This is a genomic window from Campylobacter sp. BCW_6889 (assembly GCF_001762535.1).
In the GTDB taxonomy this organism is placed as follows: Bacteria; Campylobacterota; Campylobacteria; order Campylobacterales; family Campylobacteraceae; genus Campylobacter_D; species Campylobacter_D jejuni.
The window spans coordinates 17,429-37,744 of record NZ_MJWZ01000019.1 but is presented as its reverse complement, the minus strand read 5'-3'; the positions used below and the strand labels follow the sequence as shown (position 1 = coordinate 37,744).

The 20,316-nt window shown below is 29.9% G+C and carries 22 protein-coding genes and 1 pseudogene; 11 read left to right on the top strand and 12 right to left on the bottom strand.

Annotated elements, in window-relative coordinates; all coding sequences use genetic code 11:
- Positions 1 to 4: 4 nt before the first annotated feature.
- The 6 genes and pseudogenes from kdpF to AJ939_RS01490 all read right to left on the bottom strand — a co-directional run bounded on the left by kdpF (position 5) and on the right by AJ939_RS01490 (position 4,543).
- A pseudogene (gene kdpF / locus AJ939_RS10505) lies at positions 5 to 192 on the bottom strand (K(+)-transporting ATPase subunit F).
- Positions 193 to 333: 141 nt separating this feature from the next.
- Entirely contained in the window at positions 334 to 1,758 is a 1,425-nt protein-coding gene (locus AJ939_RS01510) for an anaerobic C4-dicarboxylate transporter (RefSeq protein WP_002856715.1), read from the bottom strand.
- A gap of 164 nt (positions 1,759 to 1,922) precedes the next feature.
- Positions 1,923 to 3,173, bottom strand: coding sequence for an RNA polymerase factor sigma-54 (locus AJ939_RS01505; protein ID WP_053872598.1), 1,251 nt, complete (start codon positions 3,171 to 3,173; stop codon positions 1,923 to 1,925).
- Positions 3,173 to 3,901, bottom strand: a complete 729-nt coding sequence (gene lptB, locus AJ939_RS01500) for an LPS export ABC transporter ATP-binding protein (RefSeq protein WP_070276228.1) — start codon at positions 3,899 to 3,901, stop codon at positions 3,173 to 3,175. The genes AJ939_RS01505 and lptB overlap by 1 nt, the downstream gene beginning before the upstream one ends.
- A complete protein-coding gene (gene tsaE, locus AJ939_RS01495; RefSeq protein WP_002854905.1) occupies positions 3,894 to 4,301 on the bottom strand; it encodes a tRNA (adenosine(37)-N6)-threonylcarbamoyltransferase complex ATPase subunit type 1 TsaE in 408 nt (135 codons plus the stop codon). Before tsaE ends, lptB begins: the two co-directional genes overlap by 8 nt.
- Positions 4,298 to 4,543: an RNA-binding S4 domain-containing protein gene (locus AJ939_RS01490; protein WP_070210754.1), complete on the bottom strand. Its 246-nt coding sequence runs from the start codon at positions 4,541 to 4,543 to the stop codon at positions 4,298 to 4,300. The genes tsaE and AJ939_RS01490 overlap by 4 nt, the downstream gene beginning before the upstream one ends.
- Positions 4,544 to 4,697: 154 nt before the next feature.
- On the opposite strand from AJ939_RS01490, the gene AJ939_RS01485 reads away from it, so the two are divergent.
- The 11 genes from AJ939_RS01485 to AJ939_RS01430 all read left to right on the top strand — a co-directional run bounded on the left by AJ939_RS01485 (position 4,698) and on the right by AJ939_RS01430 (position 15,864).
- Complete coding sequence (locus tag AJ939_RS01485) at positions 4,698 to 5,918, top strand: argininosuccinate synthase (RefSeq protein WP_002861361.1); 1,221 nt, start codon at positions 4,698 to 4,700, stop codon at positions 5,916 to 5,918.
- 12 nt (positions 5,919 to 5,930) lie between these two features.
- On the top strand, positions 5,931 to 6,374 hold the full coding sequence (gene rplI / locus AJ939_RS01480; RefSeq protein WP_002781628.1) for a 50S ribosomal protein L9: 444 nt from the start codon (positions 5,931 to 5,933) through the stop codon (positions 6,372 to 6,374).
- Positions 6,374 to 6,916, top strand: coding sequence for an ATP-dependent protease subunit HslV (gene hslV, locus AJ939_RS01475; protein WP_002776411.1), 543 nt, complete (start codon positions 6,374 to 6,376; stop codon positions 6,914 to 6,916). Before rplI ends, hslV begins: the two co-directional genes overlap by 1 nt.
- A complete protein-coding gene (gene hslU / locus AJ939_RS01470) occupies positions 6,913 to 8,232 on the top strand; it encodes an ATP-dependent protease ATPase subunit HslU (protein ID WP_004305504.1) in 1,320 nt (439 codons plus the stop codon). Before hslV ends, hslU begins: the two co-directional genes overlap by 4 nt.
- A complete protein-coding gene (gene era, locus AJ939_RS01465) occupies positions 8,229 to 9,104 on the top strand; it encodes a GTPase Era (protein ID WP_070276202.1) in 876 nt (291 codons plus the stop codon). The genes hslU and era overlap by 4 nt, the downstream gene beginning before the upstream one ends.
- On the top strand, positions 9,091 to 10,197 hold the full coding sequence (locus tag AJ939_RS01460; RefSeq protein WP_074469953.1) for a hypothetical protein: 1,107 nt from the start codon (positions 9,091 to 9,093) through the stop codon (positions 10,195 to 10,197). The genes era and AJ939_RS01460 overlap by 14 nt, the downstream gene beginning before the upstream one ends.
- On the top strand, positions 10,190 to 10,735 hold the full coding sequence (locus tag AJ939_RS01455; protein WP_070276204.1) for a hypothetical protein: 546 nt from the start codon (positions 10,190 to 10,192) through the stop codon (positions 10,733 to 10,735). Before AJ939_RS01460 ends, AJ939_RS01455 begins: the two co-directional genes overlap by 8 nt.
- A 548-nt stretch (positions 10,736 to 11,283) precedes the next feature.
- Positions 11,284 to 11,436, top strand: coding sequence for a hypothetical protein (locus AJ939_RS11070; protein ID WP_308203064.1), 153 nt, complete (start codon positions 11,284 to 11,286; stop codon positions 11,434 to 11,436).
- 627 nt (positions 11,437 to 12,063) lie between these two features.
- Entirely contained in the window at positions 12,064 to 12,333 is a 270-nt protein-coding gene (locus AJ939_RS11060; RefSeq protein ID WP_044780539.1) for a hypothetical protein, read from the top strand.
- Between the two features lie 171 nt (positions 12,334 to 12,504).
- Positions 12,505 to 14,058: a peptide MFS transporter gene (locus AJ939_RS01435; RefSeq protein WP_070276206.1), complete on the top strand. Its 1,554-nt coding sequence runs from the start codon at positions 12,505 to 12,507 to the stop codon at positions 14,056 to 14,058.
- Between the two features lie 15 nt (positions 14,059 to 14,073).
- On the top strand, positions 14,074 to 15,864 hold the full coding sequence (locus AJ939_RS01430; RefSeq protein WP_070276208.1) for an aminopeptidase P family protein: 1,791 nt from the start codon (positions 14,074 to 14,076) through the stop codon (positions 15,862 to 15,864).
- 120 nt (positions 15,865 to 15,984) lie between these two features.
- Here AJ939_RS01430 and mrdA read toward each other — a convergent pair whose 3' ends face one another.
- From mrdA to AJ939_RS01400, 6 genes are read right to left on the bottom strand one after another with little or no spacing between them, the layout of a single operon-like run.
- On the bottom strand, positions 15,985 to 17,790 hold the full coding sequence (mrdA, locus tag AJ939_RS01425; protein ID WP_070233177.1) for a penicillin-binding protein 2: 1,806 nt from the start codon (positions 17,788 to 17,790) through the stop codon (positions 15,985 to 15,987).
- Positions 17,791 to 18,285: a hypothetical protein gene (locus AJ939_RS01420; RefSeq protein ID WP_070276210.1), complete on the bottom strand. Its 495-nt coding sequence runs from the start codon at positions 18,283 to 18,285 to the stop codon at positions 17,791 to 17,793. It abuts the gene before it with no gap.
- Positions 18,282 to 18,878: a ribosome biogenesis GTP-binding protein YihA/YsxC gene (gene yihA / locus AJ939_RS01415; protein WP_070276211.1), complete on the bottom strand. Its 597-nt coding sequence runs from the start codon at positions 18,876 to 18,878 to the stop codon at positions 18,282 to 18,284. Before yihA ends, AJ939_RS01420 begins: the two co-directional genes overlap by 4 nt.
- Positions 18,875 to 19,336: an LptA/OstA family protein gene (locus AJ939_RS01410; protein WP_002859586.1), complete on the bottom strand. Its 462-nt coding sequence runs from the start codon at positions 19,334 to 19,336 to the stop codon at positions 18,875 to 18,877. Before AJ939_RS01410 ends, yihA begins: the two co-directional genes overlap by 4 nt.
- A complete protein-coding gene (locus tag AJ939_RS01405; RefSeq protein ID WP_070276213.1) occupies positions 19,318 to 19,833 on the bottom strand; it encodes a hypothetical protein in 516 nt (171 codons plus the stop codon). Before AJ939_RS01405 ends, AJ939_RS01410 begins: the two co-directional genes overlap by 19 nt.
- Entirely contained in the window at positions 19,824 to 20,312 is a 489-nt protein-coding gene (locus AJ939_RS01400; protein WP_002866504.1) for an HAD-IIIA family hydrolase, read from the bottom strand. The genes AJ939_RS01405 and AJ939_RS01400 overlap by 10 nt, the downstream gene beginning before the upstream one ends.
- Positions 20,313 to 20,316: the final 4 nt, after the last annotated feature.

Genomic DNA, 20,316 nt, shown 5'->3' with positions numbered 1-20,316 from the left:
TCCTTTAAAATTTTTCAGGATATAATAGAGCATAAAATAAATAAAGAGCAAGTATTAAGCTTAAAACTAGTAAAAATATCATCCGCGTGTCCTAGTTTGAATTTCACAAAAACGGATAAAAAACCATAAACTACCAAAAGCTAAAAACAGAAGCAAAGCAAAGATAACATCCATAGGATAGCCCTTTCTCATTGATTCAAAATAGGATTTATTCTATCCTTGTTAAGCTTATATTTTGATTAATACTAATTTTATGATTTATTTATAATTTTTATTTACATTAAATAAAAAGACAAATGAAGAATTTAGCAGGAAAAATCCTGCTAAAAATTGTTAAAGATAACCCGCTGCCATAGCAATAAAATATCCTGCTATACAAGAAGTGATTACACCTATAAGACCTGGTAAAATAAAACTATGATTGATAACAAATTTACCGATGTGAGTAGTACCTGATCTATCAAATTGTATAGTAGCTAAATCGCTTGGATAGGTTGGTAAAATATAATACCCATAACAAGCAGCCGCAAAGGCAACAATTACACCAGGTTCAACACCAATTCCTAAAGCCAAAGGAACAAAAGCCGAAATAGCTGCTGCTTGAGAGTTTACAAATTTTGAAATTAAAAGAAGCATTACAGCATAAGTCCAAGGATGCTCTTTTACTATATCTCCAAGTGCTGCTTTCATCATAGGAGTGTGAACTGCAAACATAGTATCAGCCATCCAAGAAATTCCAAAAACCGCAACAAGCGCTATCATACCTGATTTAAAAATTTCATTAGAGCCGATTTTCTTTGCATCTGTTTTAGTAAAGATGATAATCAAAGAACCTGCTAAAAGCATAAACATCTGAATAACTGAAACCATGGATAAAACATCCATTTTAGGGTTACCTAAAGCATCTACTTGAGGAATGCCATTTTTTACAACTTGTCCCCAGTTTGGACGCAAAAAATCAAATACACCCAATAAAGCCACTAAAGCAATAGCTCCTAAGAAAATCCACATTGCGACCCAATTGCTTTTTGGAAGTTTAACACCTAAAAGTGTTTTAGAATCCCCATAAACATATTTTTTAAATTCAGGATCTTTAAGTTTTTCTTGAAATACTTCATCTTTATCCAAATCTTTTCCTCTAAACCAAGAAAAAATTCCTATACACAATACACCAAATAATGTACTAGGTATGGTAATTTGAAGAAGATTGATATAACCATCAAAACCTGCTAATTTATGATTAGCATTTAAAAGCAAAGCAGTCAAACTCACAACAGCCACAGATACAGGAGATGCAATAATACCCATTTGTGATGATATAGAAGCTGCTGCCATTGGACGCTCAGGACGAATACCATTTTTAATCGCTATATCATAAATAATAGGCATAATAGTATAAACCACATGTCCTGTTCCACAAAGTATGGTCAAAAAGCAGGTTACAAAAGGCGCTAATATTGTTAAAAACTTAGGATTGCGTCTTAAAATTCTTTCTGCTATTTGAAGCATAACATCCAAACCACCGCTTGCTTGCAAAGTTGCACTCGCAACCACCACCGCTAAAATTGTAAGCATAACATCTATGGCTGGTTTTCCAGGCTTTATATGAAAAGCAAATACAAGCATTAAAATACCTATACCACCAAGTAAACCAAGCGCTATACCGCCTTTTTTTGCACCGTAAAAAAGACAAATTAAAACGATAATGATTTGGATTGCAAATTGCCCTCCCTCACTAAGGCTTGTTAAAAAGTCCATTTTAACTCCTTTGAAAATTGATATTTAAAAACAGTTATTATTGTATCACATTTTTAAATTAAAGAATAATATTTATAAAAATAAAAATAATAATTTTTTAAATTATTTAAATTAAATTTAAATATAAAACACAAGCGTAATGGGTTTGATAGATTGATAGAATTTTATCCTTCAAGTTCATATATTTTTTTTCTATCTGTAGAGCTTGCTATATTAAGATGTTTGCGATATTTTGTAATAGTTCTTCGTCCGATATCGACCTTAAATTCTTCTTTGATTAATTCTAAAATTTTACTATCGCTTAAAGGTTTATTGCGATCTTCATTCTTTACTAAATTTGCCACGAATTCTTTAACACCTACATTTGAAGTCTCTCCCTCTTCATCAAGAGCAAAAGCAAAAAAATCACGCAAGGGAATAAGTCCTCTTTCACAACTTAAATATTTATTTGCCACAGCTCTTGATATAGTCGAAGCATTACGTTCTAAATCAAGTGCTAAATCCTTAAAAGTCATAGGTTTTATCTCTTTTCCCATGAAAAAATCATATTGATATTCTACTATCATAAGCCCTATTTTATAAAGAGTAGCTTTTCTCATCGCTAGAGCATCGACTAAATTTTTTGCTTCTTTGATGTAATGACTTAAAAAATCATGCTCTAAACCATCAGTTTGAATTGAAATTTCAGGATAATAATCATCATTGATTTTTACTTTAATTTCACCATTTTCTTTATAAACAAAAATATCAGGAACAATTATACGAGAATCTTCAAAATATTCCAAAAAAGGAGGAGTGCTAAAGCGCTTAAGTACAGCCAATGCTTCTTTATATAAAGGCTCTTTGGTATAGTTTTGTATATTTTCAAAATCCATAATCAACATTCTACAAAACTCATCAATATCTTCATCTAATTCCATATTTTCAAGAGCAAATAAAAATGCTTCTTTATAATCTTTAGCTCCTACTCCTACAGGATCTAAAAATTTAAATCTTGCTCTTACTCGCTCAATTTCTTCTAAGGAATACTCTTTTAAAAATTCTTCATCGTATTCAAAATATCCTTCCTCATTTAAGCATTCTATAATTTTTTTTGCAAGCTCTTGAGATTTGTTTGTAGGAAACAAAGGAGGAAGAATCTGTTCATTTAAAAGCTCATAAACACTTTTTTTGGCAAGTCCTTTACTATCCACAAAAGCCGAATTTGCATTATGTTTATAAAATGAATCAAAATAATTCTTATCCTTATCATGAGTTTGTATCGAATCTTGAACATTTAAGAAAGGATTATCCTCAGCAAATTTATCTAAATTTTCTTTTAAATCCTCTATGTTTGCTTGTAAAATCGGCAACCAAGAGCGTAAAGTTTGAGAAATTTTAGTCTTGGGTGCTTGAGTGATTTTTTGCTTTAACATCAATCAAGGAGTTTAAACTCCGCTCCTAAATAATACTTTTTCACGTCTTTATTGGTTGCAATTTCATCAGCATTCCCACTAGCAAGTAAAGAACCTGATCTTATAACATAAGCTCTATCACAAATAGCCAAAGTCTCACGCACATTATGATCAGTAATTAAAACCCCAATCCCTAATCTTTTAAGCTCTTTAATTAAAGTTTGAATTTCAGCCACTGCTATAGGATCAACACCTGCAAAAGGCTCATCAAGAAGCAAAAACTTAGGTTCGCACATCAAGCTTCTAGCGATCTCGCAACGCCTTCTTTCACCTCCACTTAAACTTAAACCTTTCCTTAAACGAATAGGTTCTATACTTAAAAGTTCAAGCATTTGCTCAACTTTATCATGTAAAATTTTTTTATCTTTATAAAAAATCTGAGCCGCTAAAAGCAGGTTATCTTCTACACTTAAATCCTTAAAAATACTACTTTCTTGAGGTAGATAACCTATCCCTGATCTAGCTCTTTTGTTTAAAGGATCTTTTGTTACATCCAAACCATCTAAAAGAACTTTTCCACTACTTGGAAAAATAAGTCCACATATCATATAAAAAGTTGTTGTTTTTCCTGCGCCATTTGGCCCTAAAAGTCCTACAACTTCTCCGCTATTAACCTCTAAAGAAATTCCATGTATAATCTTAGTTTTTTTAATAATTTTTTCTAAATTTACAATTTCTAATTTACTCATAAATTTCATACTTTCTTTTGTCGTCTTTAATGCTAATTTTAATCTGGATAGTAGAAATTCCAAATTTCATTAAAGTTTTTTTCAAATTTTCACCGCCCCATTCAACCAAATGTAAACCTTTTTCAAAAAAATTTTCAAATAAACCATTCGCTAAAAGTCCTTCTAAACCTTCTTGATAAATATCATAATGATAAATGCAAATATCATGATTTTCATATTTTTGCATAGTGGAAAAAGTTGGAGAATCTACCCTTGCATCAAGACCAAGAAATTTAACCCAAGCTTGCACCAAGCTTGTTTTTCCGCTAGCCAAATCTCCTTGAAGCAAAACAACACCTTCTTTAGGCATTATTTGAAGCATCGTTTTGATCTCATCTTTTGCTAAAATAAATTCTTTCATAATTTTACCACATATTCATTTTGTGCATTTTTAGGAATGCTTTTCGTGCTAGGTATAGCTAGGACTTTATATTTTTGAGTGTATTCAATAAAATGTAAAGTGATAATATCACCCACCTTAATCTCTTTACTCGCTTTAACAATAACGCCATTAATCCCCACTATGCCACTTTTACACATATCTTCAGAAATAGCTCTTCTTTTCGTGATATTAACTACATTTAAAAATTTATCTACTCTCATAAAAGCAATTTTAGCAAAAAAAATCAATTTTTGGAACAAAATTTGCTTACGCCTTTGCTTTATTTTTTAAGAAAATAGCAAGTAAAAACTTTTCTTTAATGAAATTTGGATACAATTTTACAATTTTCAAATCTATTTTAGCAAAGGATATCTTATGAAAAATGAAGTAAAAAAAGTAGTTTTAGCGTATTCTGGGGGGCTTGATACGAGCATCATTTTAAAATGGCTTCAAGATGAGTATAATTGTGAAGTTGTAACTTTTACAGCAGATATTGGTCAAGGCGAAGAACTCGAACCTGCAAGAAAAAAAGCCCTTTCTTTAGGTATAAAAGAAGAAAATATTTTCATTAAAGATTTAAGAGATGAATTTGTTAAAGATTATGTATTTCCTATGTTTAGAGCCAATGCGATTTATGAAGGAGAATATCTTTTAGGAACAAGTATAGCAAGACCACTTATAGCAAAAACTCAAGCACAAATTGCCCTGCAAACAGGTGCTGATGCGGTAAGTCATGGTGCCACAGGCAAAGGAAATGATCAAGTGCGTTTTGAACTTGGTTATCTTGCTTTTAATCCCGATTTAAAAATCATCGCTCCATGGCGTGAGTGGGATTTAAACAGTCGTGAAAAACTCCTTGCTTATGCACAAAAACACGGTATTGATATTTCTAAGAAAAAAGGAAAATCTCCTTATTCTATGGACGCAAATTTACTTCATATTTCTTATGAAGGACTTGTTTTAGAAGATCCTGCACACGCACCCCAAGAAGATATGTGGAGATGGAGTAAAAGCCCAAAAGACGCTCCAAATGAAAGTGAAATTATAGAACTTGATTTCCAAAAGGGAGATTTAGTAGCGATAAATGGAGAAAAACTAAGTCCTGCAGGACTTTTAACCAAACTTAACGAACTAGGCTGCAAACACGGTATAGGACGCCTTGATATAGTAGAAAATCGCTATGTAGGAATGAAAAGTCGTGGTTGTTACGAAACTCCAGGCGGTACTATACTTTTAAAAGCACACAGAGCGCTTGAAAGCATCACGCTTGATAGAGAAGCAGCACACTTAAAAGATGAACTCATGCCAAAATACGCAAGTTTAATTTATAATGGCTATTGGTTCTCGCCTGAAAGAATGATGCTTCAAGCCTTAATCGATGAGTCTCAAATTCACGCCAATGGCAGAGTAAAACTCGAGCTTTATAAAGGCAATGTGATGGTTATAGGACGTGAAAGTGCGAACGATAGCTTGTTTAACGCAGCTTATTGTACTTTTGAAGAAGATGAAGTGTATAATCAAAAAGACGCAGCAGGCTTTATCAAGCTTAATGCTTTGCGTTTTATCATTGCAGGAAAAAATGGAAGAAAATTTTAATAAAGGAATAAAATGAAAGTATTATTAATCAAAGATGTAAAAGCACTTGGAAAAGCAGGAGAAATAAAAGAAGTAAAAGACGGCTACGGACAAAATTTCTTAATCGCTAAAGGCTTTGCTAAAGCAGCTACTAATGAAGTTTTAAGAAAATACGAAAGCGATAAGAAAAAAGAGGCTGAAAATTTACGCTTTGAAATCGCAAATTTAGAAAAACTCAAAGAAGAACTTAGCAAAATCACTCTTGAAATTTCAAAACCCGTAGGTGCAAATGGAAGTTTGTTTGGTGGTGTAACCAAAGATGAAATCGCTCACGCCCTAAAAGAACAAAGCCATATAGAAATCGATAAAAAAAGTTTAGAATGTGACACCTTAAAAAGCTTAGGAATTCACGAGGTAAGCGTAAAACTTGGACACGCAATCCATGCTAAATTTAACATAAACATAAAGGCAGAATAATGTTTCACGCAACAACGATTTTAGCTTACAAAGGTAAAAATAAATCCGTAATCGGCGGAGATGGACAAGTAAGCTTTGGAAACACGGTACTAAAAGGCAATGCTGTAAAGATTAGAAAACTTAATAATGGAAAAGTTTTAGCAGGTTTTGCAGGATCGACAGCTGATGCTTTTAATCTTTTTGATATGTTTGAAAATCTCCTTCAAAGTTCTAAAGGCGATCTTTTAAAAGCAGCGATTGACTTTTCTAAAGAATGGAGAAAAGATAAATACCTAAGAAAACTTGAAGCCATGATGCTTGTACTTGATAGAAATCACATTTTTCTACTTTCTGGTACAGGCGATGTGGTCGAACCTGAAGATGGGCAAATCGCAGCCATAGGAAGTGGTGGAAACTATGCACTTTCAGCTGCTAGAGCCTTAGCAAAACATGCAAATTTAGATGAAGAAGAACTTGTAAAATCAAGCCTTCAAATCGCAGGTGAAATTTGCATTTACACCAATACCAATATCAAAACTTATGTAATCGAGGATGAGAAATGAATCTAACTCCAAAAGAAATTGTTAAATTTTTAGATGATTATGTTATAGGACAAAAAAAAGCTAAAAAAATCATAGCTATAGCTTTAAGAAATCGCTACCGCAGAATGCAACTTAGCCCTGAATTACAAGATGATATCGTACCTAAAAATATCTTGATGATAGGTTCTACAGGTGTAGGAAAAACAGAAATCGCTAGGCGTTTAGCTAAAATGATGGGCTTTCCTTTCATCAAAATCGAAGCGAGCAAATATACTGAAGTGGGTTTTGTAGGTCGTGATGTGGAAAGCATGGTAAGAGATCTTGCCAATGCAGCTTTAAATTTGGTAAAAAATGAGCAAAGAGAAAAAAACAAAGATAAAATCGATGAATTTATAGAAAATAAAATTTTAGAAAAACTTTTACCACCTTTACCAAAGGGTATCAGTGATGAAAAACAAGAAGAATATAAAAACAGTCTTGAAAAAATGAGAACTAAACTAAGAAATGGCGATCTTGATGAAAGCACCATAGAGATAGAAATTTCACAAAATATGTTCGATACCAATCCTAACCTACCTCCTGAAATGGGTGCAATGCAAGATATAGTTAAGGTTATAGGCGTTGGCAGTAAAAAAGTCAAAAAAGAAATGAAAATCAAAGACGCTAAAAATGCTTTAAAAAACGAAGCAGGAGAAAAAATCCTAGATCAAGAAAGTATCAAAAGCGAAGCCTTAAAAAGAGCGGAAAATGAAGGGATTATTTTTATTGATGAAATCGATAAAATCGCTGTTTCAAGCGGAAATTCAAACCGCCAAGATCCAAGTAAAGAAGGGGTGCAAAGAGACTTACTTCCTATAGTAGAGGGATCAAATGTACAAACAAAAATAGGTACTTTAAAAACCGATCATATTCTTTTTATCGCCGCAGGGGCTTTTCATCTTAGCAAACCAAGCGATCTTATCCCTGAACTTCAAGGACGCTTTCCTTTAAGAGTGGAATTAGATAGTCTTGATGATAAAGCTCTTTATGAAATTTTAACACGTCCTAAAAATTCACTTTTAAAACAATACTCTCAGCTTTTAAAAACTGAAAAATTAGAACTTGAATTTAATGATGAAGCCATTAAAGAAATAGCAAAAATAGCTTCAAGAGCTAATGAAGAAATGCAAGATATAGGTGCTAGACGCTTACATACTGTGATAGAAAAATTACTTGAAGATCTAAGCTTTGAAGCTGATGAGTATGCGGGTAAAAAATTCGTAGTGGATAAAAAAATGGTAGAAGAAAAACTCGGAGATATCATAGAAAATAAAGATCTTGCAAGGTATATTTTGTGAAAAGTGGCTTTGTTAGCATCATAGGGCGCACTAATGCAGGAAAAAGTACTTTAATCAATTCCTTATTAGAAGAAAAAATTGCCCTAGTTTCTCACAAACAAAACGCCACAAGACGTAAAATCAAAGCCATAGTGATACATGAAAAAAATCAAATCATTTTCATCGATACCCCAGGACTTCACGAAAGCGGTGCTAGGCTTAATCAACTGCTTGTCCAAAGTGCTATTAAATCCATGGGGGATTGTGATGTGATTTTATTTGTGGCAAGTGTTTTTGATAGTACAAAAGACTATGAAAATTTTCTTAGTCTAAACCCACAAGTACCACATATCATCGTTTTAAATAAAGTAGATTTAACCGACAATGCTACGCTTTTAAAAAAACTTGGCGAATATGCAAAATTTAGCCAACATTTTAAGGCTATCATTCCTTATTCTTCTAAGAAAAAAAGCTATAAAAAAGGCTTGTTAGATGAGATAGTAAAATATCTTGACGAACATGAATATTTTTATGATCCTGAATTTTTAAGTGCGAGTAGCGAAAAAGAACTTTATAGAGATTTCATACTTGAAAGTATTTATGAAAATTTAAGCGATGAGCTTCCTTATAGTAGCGAAGTGCTTATCCATCGCACTAAAGACACTCCCGATCTTTTAATCCTAGAAGCCAATATCATCACAGATACAAACTCTCACAAGGGTATGCTTATAGGAAAAGAAGGGGCAACTTTAAAAAGAATAGGCAAAGATGCACGCTTTAAAATTTCAAAACTTGCACAAAAAAAGGTACTTTTAAAGCTTTTCGTAACAGTGAAAAAAAACTGGCAAAAAGATGAAGAATTTTTAAAAAAACTTTTAAATGATGAAAATTAATTCATTAAATAAAATAAATTTTATAAAATCTACAGATTTGCTTTATACTCAAAGAACAGGAATATTCAAAGAAGACGAACTTTTTAACAATTTAACCGCAGATTTTAAGCTAAGCAAACCCTTTGACTACCAAATAGCTTTTTTTAAACATAATGAAATTTATCATTGTTTTTTAGCACCTGTTTACAAATTGAAAAAAAGTCGTTTTTGCTTTCCTGAGCCTTTAATTTTTCAAGCTTTATTTGATGAAAGATTTATTGAGGAAAGTGATTATTGTGTTTTAAATTTATATGATCAAACTTTATATTTATATTTTTACCAAGAAGGAAAATTTATCAATCTTAAAAAAATCGAAAATTTCAACCCAAGTAATATGGATTTATTTTTTAAACAAAATCGATTTATAGAACTTTTAAAACACTATGAAAGCAAATTGCTACTTTATCAGGATTTGGATACAATCAAACATTACTTCTCGTCTCAAATAAAATGTTTAAATCTAAATGATATTCTTGATAAAAATAGTTTATTGAAATTAAGTTCATATAGCATAAAAAATCTAGATCAAAATTGTAATTTTATCAAGTATAATAAAATAAAAATATCTATTTCTTTTAAAATTATATTAATATTTATTTTTAGCTTTAGTCTTAGTATGATGATTTTATTATTTAAAGATTTTATAGAGTACAAACAAAACAAGGAAATTCAAAATAAAAATTTTATCATACAAGAAGAAATTTCTAAACTAAAACAAGATAAGCAAAAATTATTAACAAACATACAAGATTTAAACCTTACTCTTTCTAATAAAATATCATCTACACAACAACAATTTCATATTTTATCCACCATAACAAAAGAAATCAATTTAGAAAAAAATAAGGCAATCATTCTAAATCAAATCATATCATGGCTTAACTCCAATGAACTTAAAATCACAAATCTTGAATTTGAACAAACAAAAATCATTCTTTCTTTTATCGATGAAAACCACTTTAAAAGAGCATTAGAAAATCTAAATTCTGCTTTTAAAATTCTTGATAAAAATGAAGAAACATTTAATATCATATTAGAAGTCATATATGAATAAAATAGAAGTATTTTTGCAAAATTTAAATCCTAGGGAAAAATTTCTTTTTATTTCTTTTATCTGCCTTTGTGCTTTGTTTTTAGCTTTTAAAATTCACGATCACTTTTTGGAAGATATTTTTCAAAAAACATTAATAGAACATAATTACCTTGCATTAAATGAAGCAAAAATAGAAAATTCACATCTTAAAGAAATAGAGACAAAGCTAACAAAACAGATAAAAACAGAGGAAGAAAAATTAAAATACTATAAAGAAAAATTACATTTATTTTCTTATGATAAAGATTTTTTCAATAAAAAGATCAATAATTTATCCAAAAATTTAACCATTAATGAAATAAAATTTTCCCAAGAAAACAAAAATTTTATCCACTATAATTATGTTTCTCTAAGTTTAAATGGCAACTTTAAAGACTTGCTCAATTTTATACAAAATTTAGAAAATCTTCCTATAGCTTTAAAAATTGATAAAATAAAACTATACAATACACAGGGTTTGAAATTAAAGCTTGATTTAATGTTTAAATTTGTTAATTGATAATAATGTTAAAATGTTATATTTTTAAATATTATTATAAAAAATATTTAAAAATATTGGAATTTAATTATTTTTCTATTGCTATTAGTTAAAATATTTTAAGCACAAAAAAGAAAAGTATTGGGAAGTGACTAAGCAAGAAATACAAAAACTTAATACAAATTTCCTAGGTCATCCCAAGCCTTTATTCTCTCTATCAATGGTAGAACTTTGGGAAAGATTTGCTTTTTATGGCAACAACCGGACTTGGAATAAACACTGAATGCGCCTTGGCAATTTATGGCATTTTTATAGGGTACTTGTATTTAGCAGCACTTCCTAGAGGCTGAATTACTGATAATTATTTAGGACAAAAAGGCTTTTTATTTCTAGGTTCTTTTATTATAGCTTTAGGACATATTAGCATAGCCTTATCTCAAGTGCATCTATATTTTTCCTAGGGCTTACTTTTATCGTTGTTGGTACTGGATTTTTAAAACTAGCGCTTCTGTAACAGTTGGAATGTTACATAAAAGCAAAATGATACAAGATCCAATACTAGCCATACGATTTTTTATATAGGAATTAACATTGGAGCATTCATTGCTCCTCTTATATGTGGTTTTGTTCAAGCAAAATGGAATTATCATTTAGGATTTAGCATAGGAGGTTTAGGTATACTAATCTCTTTGCTTATTTTACATTTTAAAGCTGCCCCCTGAGCTTGAAGAATTTCATAAAAATTGCACCTTAAAGCAAAGCTGGGAACAACCATTTAAAAAAGTAAAAATTTAACTCTTATACTAAGTATAAACTTGTTAAATATTATTGGATTTTTTCTAATTTTTATTAATCTTATAGATATTAATCTCATAATACTATCAAAAAAACTTCTAATTGTAATTTTGCTATGTTTGGTAAATTTATTTCATATGTCTTTTTGTTTTTAAAGCCTTAAATAAAAGAGAGAAGCAACAATTAACAATTTTAATTGCCTTATTCTTTGCAGCCACTTTTTTGGAGTACTTTTGACAAAATAATCTTTTTTACGCAAGATTTTACAAATAGAAATATTTTTGATTGGAAAATTCCAACAAACTGGTTTCAATCTTTTAATCCAATTTTTATCATCATACTTACTCCTATAGCAAGTTATATTTAGTTATTTTTAGAGAAAAAAATATATATTTTTCTTCCATTGGAAAATTTACTTTAGAAATATTATTTGCCGGTATTGGTTTTATGATAATGACCTTTGCTTCACAAAGTCTAATAAACAACAATGGTTTACCAATATCCATGGCTTGGATTATTATAAGTATATTCTTTTAACACTTGTGGAACTATGCATGTCTCCTATTGGACTCTCTATAATGGCTGAGATTACCCCTGATTTAATCGAAAATCAAGTCATGGGACTTTGGTTTGTAGCAAGTGCACTTGGAAATTTTGTTGCAGGACTTATAGGAGGAAATGTCAATATTAAAAACATCGATCAACTTCCTAATATTTTTGGACAATGCATGTGGATGCTTTTTGTTATAGCGCTTTTACTTTTTATTGCTAAAAAACCAATTTATAAAATTCTTAACGAAAAAAATAAGCAATTATCTAACTAAACTTAAAATACAAAATACACCAAAGTTGAAAATTGATCTTAATATTTCTTTTTTTATATTTGCAAAAAAGTAACATTATGATATAAATCATTTAAAAATATTACAAAGTTATACATATTTTTTTAATTTCTTGTCTATAATTTATAAATAAAAATACACAAAGGATATAAATTGAGTAAAAATGTAAAAAATTTAGATACTTCATTTTTTGGACATCCAAAACCACTTTTATCTCTTTCACTTACTGAGCTTTGGGAAAGATTTTCTTTTTACGGAATTCGTCCCTTGCTTTACCTTTTTATGATAGCAAGTTTTGAAAAAAGTGGAATGAACTTAAAACCCGAAGAAGCAAGTGCAATTATGGGAATTTTTGCAAGTTGTTTATATCTTGCTGCTTTGCCAGGTGGATGGCTTGCGGATAATTATTTAGGACAAAAAAGAGCAATTTTATTAGGTGCTTTAACTATAGCATTTGGACATTTATGCATAGCCTTTTCTTATTTTAACAATAAAATGATTTTTGTTGGTATGGTTTTTTTGGTTATAGGTACAGGACTTTTTAAAACTTGTGCTTCTGTAATGGTTGGAATGCTTTATAAAAAAAATGATGCAAGGCGTGACTCTGGTTTTACTCTTTTTTATATGTGCTTTAATTTTGGTGCTTTTGTAGCTCCTTTAATTTGCGGCTTTTTACAAAAAGAATACGGATGGCATTTTGGTTTTGGTGCAGGTGGGATTGGTATGCTTTTAGCGGTAATTATTTTCTACCTAAAAACTATGCCTGATTTAAAAGAATTTGATGAAAAAGTTGGCATAGACTCTACTTGGGATAGACCAAGCAAAAAAAGCAAAAATGCATTTTACATCATCATTGTATCAGGTATTGTTTTACTTGGAGCAATATTTTTAATCCTTGATGGTTTTATAAAATTAGATGCACAAGTTATTAATAAAAATATTATTTTAACTATCTTAGCTTGTGCTGGAATTTATTTTTTATATCTTTTCGCTTTTACTTCTTTAAAAATAGAAGAAAAAAGAAATTTAATTATTTTTATTATTTTATTTTTAGCGGCTGCGTTATTTTGGTCAGTATATGAGCAACAATACACTTCTTTTAATTTTTTTGCAGAAAAATTAACGGATAAAACCATATTAAATTATGAAATTCCTACAATATGGTTTCAATCTCTTGGAGGTTTATTTGTTATACTTTTTGCACCTTTTAGTGCTTTTATATGGACTATATGTGCCAAAAATAATAAAGAAATTTCATCTATTATTAAATTTGCATTAGGACTTTTGGGTGCGGCTTTGGCATTTTTAATAATGGCTTTAGCTTCAAATCATGCGATTAGTTTAAATGGTGATGCTAATACATTAAGAGAAAATTTAGAAAATTCATCACAAATTATTTTAGTTTCACCTTGGTGGCTTGTCAGTAGCTTTTTGCTTATGGTTTTAGGAGAGCTTTGCCTTTCTCCTGTGGGACTTTCTATAATGACAAAAATTGCACCTAATTTAATTAAATCTCAAGTCATGGGACTTTGGTTTGTAGCAAGTGCATTAGGCAATGCTTTAGCTGGATTCATAGGTGGTAAAGCAAGTAAAGAAAATATAGCTTATTTGCCAAATTTATTTTACCAATGTATGTGGATATTACTTGGTGCTGTTATAATTTTACTTATACTCAAAAAACCTATCAATAAAATACTAAAAAATTAATATTAAGGAGAAAATATGAGTATTTACAAACAAAGAGTATTAGAACTTAGAAGATTAATGAAAGAAAATAATATTGACGCCTATCTCATCTTAAGCGCAGATCCGCATTTGAGCGAATATTTACCAGAATATTACAAAAACAGAATCTTTATCAGTGGCTTTAAGGGTTCTGTTGGAACAGTTCTTATCACACAAGAAGAGGGCTTTTTGTGGGTAGATGGAAGATATTGGCTTCAAGCACAAAAGGAATTAGAAGGTAGTGGCATACTTTTACAAAAGCAAGATGCTAAAAATACTTTTACCAAATGGTTGGAAAAAAATTTAAGCGAAGATCAAATTTTAGGCATCGATTTTGCACTTTTACCTTTATCTTTGCAAAAAGATTTAAAGATTAATTGCAAGGCAAATTTAAAACATATAGATTTAATAAGTCCACTTTGGAAAGATCGTCCCACTTTACCACAAGAAAAAATTTATGAACACGAACTAGAATACTGCTCTTACTCAAGAAAAGAAAAATTAGCATTAGTGCGTCAAAAAATGAAAAATTTAAATGCTACTTCTCATTTAATCTCCAGCCTTGATGATATAGCTTGGCTTACAAATTTAAGAGGGAATGATGTAAATTATAATCCTGTATTTTTAAGTCATTTGCTAATCTTGGAAGACAAAGCTTTGCTTTTTGTTGATCAGAAAAAAGTAAATTCAGAACTTAAAAAAAAATTAAATTTAGATGGGTTTTGGCTTAAAAATTATGATGAAATCATCATGGAGCTTGAAAAACTTACAAATACAAATTTGCTTATTGAACCTTCAAAAATGACCGCTTTACTCATAAATTCTTTAGATAAAAGCGTAAAAATCATTCAAGAAATTAATCCAAGCACTCACTTAAAAGCAGCTAAAAATACAAAAGAAATAGCGCATATACAAGATGCTATGATAGAAGATGGAGTGGCTTTATGTAAATTTTTTGCCTGGCTTGAAGAAGCGATAGAAAATAAAGAATTAATAAGCGAATTGGACATAGATGCTAAAGCAAGCGAATTTAGAGCACAAAGCAAGTACTACATAAGTGATAGTTTTGCCACTATAGCAGGCTTTAACGAAAACGCAGCATATCCACATTATAAAGCCACAAAAGAGAGTTTTGCTTATCTTAAAAAAGATGGGCTTTTACTTATTGATTCTGGTGGACAATATAAAAACGGTACAACAGATATTACACGCGTTGTACCAATAGGAAAGGCTAATGCAGAACAAATTCATGACTATACCTTGGTTTTAAAAGCACATATTGCCATTTCTAGTGCAATTTTTCCAAAAGATATAGCTATGCCCTTACTTGATGCAATCACACGCGTACCTTTATGGAAAGAACAAATTGACTATATACACGGCACAGGACATGGCGTGGGATATTTTTTAAATGTCCATGAAGGTCCACAAGTTTTATCTTATCTATCCCCTGTACTTGAAAAAACAAAAGCCAAAGAAGGTATGCTAACCTCCATAGAACCAGGTATTTATAAAGTAGGTAAATGGGGTATAAGACTTGAAAATTTAGTTATTCATACCAAAGTAGAAAATCCTAAAAATAAAGATTTTGGAGAGTTTTTATACTTTAAACCTGTTACTCTTTGTCCTTTTGAAATATCTTGTATTGATACAAAAATGTTAGATGAAAAAGAAAAAAAATGGTTAAACGATTATCACAAAGAAGTATTTGAAAAACTTTCTCCTAAGCTAGGTGATTATCCAAAAGCTCTAGTTTGGCTTGAAAAAAGAACAAAAGCCATCTTTTAAGATACTTTTGTTAATATAGATAAATTTTCCTTGTATTAAACTTATAATTTGTTTAATACAAGGTTTTTAAACCAATTGCTAAAAAAGTTTTTTTTGAAAAACTTAATTTACAACTAGAAATTATTTAAAATATCCAAGTTCAATCATTTTTTGATAAATTTTAGCTACAGTTGCCCCTGAAGTAATATTTCTCCCACCATGCTCCAAAAGAACGGTAACTACATATTTTGGCTTAGAATAAGGAGCATAAGAAGTAAGCCACGCATGAGATCTAGTATAATACTCAAATTGTTTTTCATCAACCCTATTTTTATCTGTCTGTGAAAATCCCACAACCTGAGCAGTTCCTGTTTTTGCTGCAACTTTCACATCAAGATTATGCAAATAACGATAAGAGGTTCCTCCTTGCTCATTGGCAACAGCATACATTGCATCTCTTATATAAGGTAATTGACTCTTTTCAAATAAAGTAAAAATTTCTTTTTTATTTTCATCCATTTGATTTTCTATAGTTGTATTATTATTTTCTATGCTTTTTAAAAAATGAGGTATAACCTCTCCACCTTTTGCGATTTGAGCTGTATATCTAGCAATTTGCATAGGTGTTGCAAGAAAACTACCTTGACCTATAGCTGTATTTAAAGTATCACCTTGAAACCAAGATTGTCTATATCTTTGCATCTTCCATTCTTTACTTGGTAAAGTTCCTAAAAATTCACTAGGTAAATCTACCCCTGTTTTCGCTCCAAAGCCAATGCGAGATAAAGTTTCACTTATTTGATCGATTCCAACTTGCAAACTGCCATTATAAAAATAAACATCACAACTATATTTTATCGCATGTTTTAAATCCACAGGTCCATGGCCTGATCGATTCCAACATCTAAAAAACCTGCCTCCAAGCTCAATGCTTCCATTGCAAACATATTGAGTCGACGGGCTAATATTTTTAGAATTTAAAAAAGAAAGCCCTACTCCCATTTTTACAACAGAGCCTGGAGGATAATATCCATTTATAAGTTTATTTGTAAAAGGATGATCAAGACTATTTGAAAGCTCATCCCAATCCTTAAAAGAAATCCCTGTTACAAAAGGATTAAGATCATATTCAGGGAAACTCCCTGCAGCCAAAATAGATCCATCATTTACATTCATAATTATAGCAGCTCCAGCATTCCCTTCAAACAATGAAGTTAAATAAGACTGAAGCTCTATATCTATCGTAAGTTCTATATCATTAGACTTAGCAGGAGTGTAAGAAAGCTGTTCTACTTCTTGATTTAAGGCATTAACCTTATAAACCCTGGTTCCTTTTTCTCCTTGTAAAATATCATTATAATAGCGTTCTATACCGCTTTTTCCCGTATAGTTAGAAAGTTTTGCTATTTCATTTTCTTGAACATCTTGCAAATTTGCCTTACCTACATACCCAATAATATGCGAAGCCAATTTTCCAAAAGGATATTTTCTTTTTACAACAGGATCTATTTTTATTGTTTTATTAAGATTTAACTCTGAATAATGCGGAATAATCTCATCGTAGGGTATAAAATCTACAACTTTAATAAAATCTTGATTATAGTAAGAATCATTTCTCTTATAAATTTCTGCTAATTTACTAGCATTTAAATCGGGAAATAAATTTGTAAGTTCAGATAATTCTTTATCTAAAATTCCCTTATTTGACTTTTTAATACTTAAATAAGGTTTAATAGAGATACTAAAACCCAAATCATTAATAGCTAATAAAGTTCCATTTCTATCTGTAATTTGACCCCTAACGGGTGGTAAAAATTCAGTTTTTATGGCATTTTGTTTAGCAAGCTCTTCATAATATACATTTGATTTTATACTCAAATAATACACACGACTTAATAAAAATATAAAAAACAATAGTATAAATCCAACAACTAAACGCATTCTCATTTAAATTTTACCTTTAAAAAACACATAAGCTAAGCAACATTCTATAAAAACTGAAACAATATACGCCCATCCTAAAATTTTAATTTTTTCATCTCCAATATAAGACAATATCACATCCAAAAACAAAATAATGGCGTAAGCACAAAGCACAAAAACAACAGGGATAAATTTACCAATTTTTAAATTTGTCTTAATCCAATCTGCACAAAGATAATAAAAAATAAAAAATGCCAACCAAGATGAAAAAATAAAAAAATTATAAGTTATATCAGTAAAAAATAAAAAAAATAAAGAAAAATACCATCTAAAATCAAGCTTTAAAAAAGTTCTTTCTCTCTCTTCTAGTAAGCAAAACATATAACAGAAAAAAATCCCATAAAGTAACGGAGTATATACAAAAGTCGAACCAAGAATCTGATAGATTAGAAAAAAAAATCCTAAAAGGACATAAGCTCCATTAAAATTTGCTTTATAAGCACTTAAATTTCTTCTCATTTATCAAGACCTAAAGTTTGATTGATGATAATATCTTCTAAAGAATCAAGACCAAATTTATTCAAATTTGAAACTAAAATAGAGTCTTTAAATTCATTTTTTAACTTAGCTTTTTCACTTTGATTTAATTTATCGCATTTGGTAAAAACTTTTAAAATTTTTTGATCAGGTCGTAAAAATCTTTTCAAATAGTCGTTTAAATTTGCATCGATCTCTAAATGAGTATGTCTTGAGTCGATTAAATGTATAAATAACTTTATCGAGGTTCTTAATTTTAAAAATTCATCTAAGTTTTGATTCCATATTGCTTTTAAATTTTTAGAAACCTTTGCATAACCAAACCCTGGCAAATCGATAAAATTGATATTAAATTTTTCTTCATTTCTTTTGCAAGTTACTTCGAAAAAATTTATAAGCTGAGTTTTTCCAGGAGTTGCCGAACTTTTGGCTAAATTTTTTTGTTTACACAAAGAATTGATTAAAGAACTTTTTCCGACATTGGAACGCCCCAAAAATGCTACTTCACTAAAATTTGAGCTCAATTTCTCATCAAATTTTACTAAAGAAGTGATAAATTTAGCACTAATTATCATTTGTCTTTAAGATCAAACACAAAACGAGCAGGTTTTTGATCCTTACTCTCCACTCGATAAATATTAGCTTTTCTATCGACTATTATTTTATCACCAAAAAGTTTTTGATTACTTCCAAGCTCATTTATATAAGCATGACCATTAATCTCGTAAGTATCTTTAATAACATTATAAATAAATTTATCTCCACTACCTTTATAAGTTTTACCCTTTAAAACAATCTTAAACCTAGCATTTTGCATTGCTTCATAACGAATAGGTTTGCGATTTTTATCCGTATAAATAATCAATTTTTCAGAATTTAAAATATCATCACCCCTAATTACTTCTACATTTCCACTAAGAATACTTTCACCCTTATTTTCATCTGAGTAAAAATTTAAAGCTTTTACTTCAATTTGAGTTGCCCAAGTTACACTTACACAAGCTAACAATAAAATTATTTGTCTTGCAACCACGCATTTACTCCTTGGATATTTAAAATTTTGTTTTTTATATCATAGTTTAAAGCATTTCCATTAATAATACTTCCATTAATTAGAGCTTTAAAATTAGTATTTGTGTGTAAAATTTTATCCTTAGTTTGGTATTCTACCTCTTGAGAAATAATTTTGACATTATTAGCACCTATATAAGTGACATTTCCTTCAAACAAAACCTTGCTCATATCTTTATTGAAAAACTCTAAACGATTCGCACTAAGATTAAAATCTAAATTTAAAGTAATAAAATCATTAAATTCATCTCTATCTGCATATCTCACCCAAGAATTTGCCTTATAATATGCCTTAATTGTACTAGTATTACTCTCATAAGCTTTCAAATTTTTAGCCTCAATATTTTTAAAATTTAAAGCATTAGTTTGCAAATTTAAAGAATACGGATCTTGCAAACTTAAAATTGTAAAAGTAATTGTAAAAAGAGCAATTAAGATTCCAAAAATTTTTATAGCCAAAGCTTATTCCATTCTTCTTCTAGATGATTTTTTTCTACTAAAATTTCTATCATCTGTGCTACAGCAGCCTTGCCACCTTTTTTGCTAAGCACTATATCTACATTTAAATCTTTATGACCATCTTTTGGCTTAAAACTAAGTCCTACACTTTCAAGCAAAGCCTTATCATTAAAATAATCCCCAATAGCCGCACACTGAGAAAAATCTAAATTAAGTTTTTGTAAAATTTCTTTTGCACAAGCTAACTTATCCTTGATGCCTTGATATAAAATTTCTATTTTTAAATCTTTAGCTCTTTTTTCAACACAAGGACAATTTCTACCTGTAATAATAGCAATTTTTTTACCAAGCTTTAGCCAAGCCTCGATAGCCGCTCCATCTTTTACATCAAATTCTTTAATAAATTCTCCATTAGAAGTATAAATAATTTTTCCATCAGTTAAACAGCCATCTACATCCAAAAAAATCAATTCTGTCATAATT